We start from the raw sequence: 3859 nt of genomic DNA on the forward strand, positions 1-3859 counted from the left end.
AGATTAGTTTCAAAAGGTAGTCAACCCCCTGGATCAACAGATACACCCTTTCTTACAACGAAACCATCTGTAGTTTATTCAACATATGTTGAGAATCACGGTTGGTTAAATTCTGTAACAAACGGGGAAATGAGTGGAGCAGAAGGTAAATCATTACGCCTCGAAGCTATACGAATTTCATTAAAAAATTCTCCATTTACAGGTAGCATCTCATACCGGACACATGTGCAAGACTATGGATGGTTAGATTATGTTTCAAATGGAGAAACTAGCGGGACAACAGGGAAAAATAAACAGGTGGAAGCTATACAAATGAACTTAACTGGAAGTATAGCTGAACACTACGATGTATATTATCGTGTCTACGCAGAAAACTATGGCTGGCTAGATTGGGCAAAAAATGGGGATTATGCTGGTACACAAGGGTTTGCCAAGCGATTAGAAGCCATAGAGATTGTTCTAGTGGCGAAAGGTGGCGCTGCTCCAGGTTCTACAAATAACCCATTCATTATTAATCCATCTGTTGTCTATTCTTCTCATGTTCAAGATTACGGTTGGTTACCAAGTGTATCTGATGGTAAAATGTCAGGAACACAAGGACAATCAAAAAGAATGGAAGCTATAAAGATTTCATTAAATAATGCTTACCCTGGAGATGTTACGTACTCAACCCATGTGCAAGACTATGGATGGTTAAATGAAGTATCAAATGGAGCATTATCTGGAACTTCTGGTCAAAGCAAACGTTTAGAGGCAATTAAAATCAATCTCACAGGTGAAATGGCACAACATTACGATATTTATTATCGTGTTCATGCTGAAACCTACGGTTGGCTGGATTGGGCTAAAAACGGGGAACCTGCTGGTACAAAAGGACTTTCCAAGCGATTAGAAGCAATTGAGATTGTTCTAGTGGCAAAAGGTGGAGCTGCACCAGGTTCTACAAAAAACCCATTTATTCAGTCTGATTTAACCAATTACTATAACATCACGTTAAATGATGCCTTAAATATGCAAATGAAGGTTATTCCACAGACTGATAAATATAAAAATGCTCCAGCTTATGTTAGCAGTCAATACATTAAGTTGTTGGATACTGCTTCGATAAGTGGGAGTAGTGTAAATCTTAGAACTTCTCCTGACTTGGATAATAATACTAACGTGGATTCAAACGTTGGATTCGGAACACAATTCAAAGTCCTGGATAATAATGTTATAGGGGATATTTTCTCAGGTAGTACAAGATGGTATAAAATTGAATACAATGGAAAAGTTTTATACGTGCATAGTACTTTTGTTTCCAGACTTGGTCAAGTAACAGCTGATACACTTAATATTAGATCCGAAAAGAGCGAAGGTAGTCATATTTACAGTAAAGTAACAAAAGATACTCTTTTAACTATTTTAGAGGAAGATAATAGTGGCTGGTATCGAGTAAACTGGGGAGATTGGCGTAATGCAACATCCTCAGATGTCCTATCTTATTTGGACCCAACTAATTTCGTAAATGATGAGATTCAAAGATTTCAATTCATGGACCTTACAAAAACTAGTGGTGTCTCAAAAGAGGCTTTAAATCAATACCTTGTTGGTAAAGGAATATTAGCAGGCCAAGGGCAGGCATTCATTGATGCCGGAAATAAATATGGAATAAATGAAGTATATTTAATGGCACACACATTATTAGAAACAGGGCATGGGAAATCCGAACTTGCAAAAGGGATACTGTATAATGGTAAAATTGTTTATAACATGTATGGTGTAGGCGCATTGGATTCATGTCCAATTGAATGTGGAGCTAAAACAGCCTATGAAAAAGGTTGGTTCACTCCATATGATGCAATTGTTGGCGGAGCTGCCTTTATTGATGATGGTTATACGAATGGGAATAACAAATATAAAGTTGTCCAAAATACAATCTATGAAATGCGTTGGAACCCGGAAGTAATGGCTACTCAACGATTTGCTGCACATCAATATGCGTCTGATATTGGCTGGGCAGCAAAACAAGTTAACACCATGTATGAAGTATATAAAATACAACCATATACTGTTTTCTTAGAAATACCTGTATATAAATAAGATAATAGATAATAAAAAAGGGCTGCCCTCAAAAGTAATTAATAAAGACTTTTGAGGGCATTTTTCGTTCTTTCTAGAAATGCACAAAAAACTGGAAATCAAAAAGAAAGTTTAATGTAAGTAATTAATTGTTAAAGATAGTTTAAGTTAAACATTTTTCAACATTTTTTTTAGACAACTACTTAAAAATACATATATAATAATGTAGAAGGAGGGAAACATTATTGTGTTTATAAAAAAGTTCATAATTTTTGTTCTTTTTTGTCTGATAATATCATCTTTTTATTCTCCTAATTTAGCATTCTCACAGGTGAATATTTCAGATGACATTTATACTGAATATGTCGAAACAATCGAAAGGGCGGACATATTCGATAAAGATCAAAAAATAGTTGGAGAGTTTAATCCTGCTACTCAATTAAGTGTCGAAACTATACAGGATGGAAAAGTTTACTTTCAGTGGGATGGAGATTTGGCATATATTCAAGAGAAATCGACAAAAATTGTCGCTCCTGAAAACATTACATTTACTGTAGTTGGAACTGAAATAGGAGTTACCTCGGAGAAATTTTTTACTCACAATCCAACAGAAGTGTATGCGGATAGTACTTTTACAACTCCTATCCTAAAAATTGCTCCAGAAGTACATTACTCGATAACGAAAATGGATAATGAATATTATTCTATTACAGTAGGAAATCGAGAAGGTATTATTAAATCTGGAGATGTGGAACTTCTAAGTACTAGTATAGAACAAGCGAATTTACCATTAGAAAAAAATAGTATATTACAAGAGTCTACATCTGCACGGGTGACAACATCTGCACAAGTGTCCGCTCCACCTCCCTCCATTTATTATACGACTCACGTCCAAAATATTGGTTGGTTACAGGAAGTATCTGATGGGGCATTAAGTGGAACGGTTGGAAATGCATTACACGTAGAGGCAGTCCGGATTTGGTTGAAAAATGCTCCAGTTTCAGGTGGTATTTCATACAAGACACATGTCCAAGAATTAGGTTGGATGGATAATGTGTCTGATGGTCAAATTAGTGGGACAACTGGGCAAATAAAACAAGCCGAAGCTATTCAAATGAAATTAACAGGAGAAATGGCTAACCAGTACGATGTTTATTATCGAGTTCACTCCGAAACTTTTGGTTGGCTAGGTTGGGCAAAAAATGGTGAATCAGCAGGTACAGAGGGCCTATCCAAACAATTGGAGGCAATTGAAGTTAGATTAGTTTCAAAAGGTAGTCAACCTCCTGGATCAACAGATACACCCTTTCTTACAACGGAACCATCTATAGTTTATTCAACATATGTTGAGAATCACGGTTGGTTAAATTCTGTAACAAACGGGGAAATGAGCGGAACCGAAGGTCAAGGACTACGCTTAGAAGCCATAAAGATCGCATTAGGAAATACTTCCTTAACAGGAGGGATTTCATATAAGACACATGTTCAAAACGATGGTTGGTTACCTAGTGTTTCTAATGGAGAAGTGAGCGGAACAACAGGGGAAAATAAACAAGTTGAAGCGATTCAGTTGAACTTAACTGGTCAAATAGCAGAATATTATGATGTATATTATCGAGTTCACTCCGCAACAATTGGTTGGCTAGGTTGGGCAAAAAATAGTGAATCAGCAGGTACAGAGGGCCTATCCAAACAATTGGAAGCAATTGAGGTTAGATTAGTTTCAAAAGGTAGTCAACCCCCTGGATCAACAGATACACCCTTTCTTACAACGAAACCATCTGTAGTTTATTCAACA

1 protein-coding gene and 1 pseudogene are annotated in these 3859 nt (G+C 36.4%); both read left to right on the plus strand.

The genetic code is table 11. From position 1 onward, the window contains the following. On the plus strand, positions 1–2082 hold a 2082-nt coding region (locus TR08_RS30400; RefSeq protein ID WP_193747790.1), incomplete at its 5' end, for a glucosaminidase domain-containing protein. Positions 2083–2392: 310 nt separating this feature from the next. After that, positions 2393–3859, plus strand: a pseudogene (locus TR08_RS30405) (Ig domain-containing protein); the annotation flags it as partial.

The sequence above is a fragment of the Neobacillus niacini genome (assembly GCF_000759675.1).
Taxonomy (GTDB): domain Bacteria; phylum Bacillota; class Bacilli; order Bacillales; family Cytobacillaceae; genus Neobacillus; species Neobacillus niacini_A.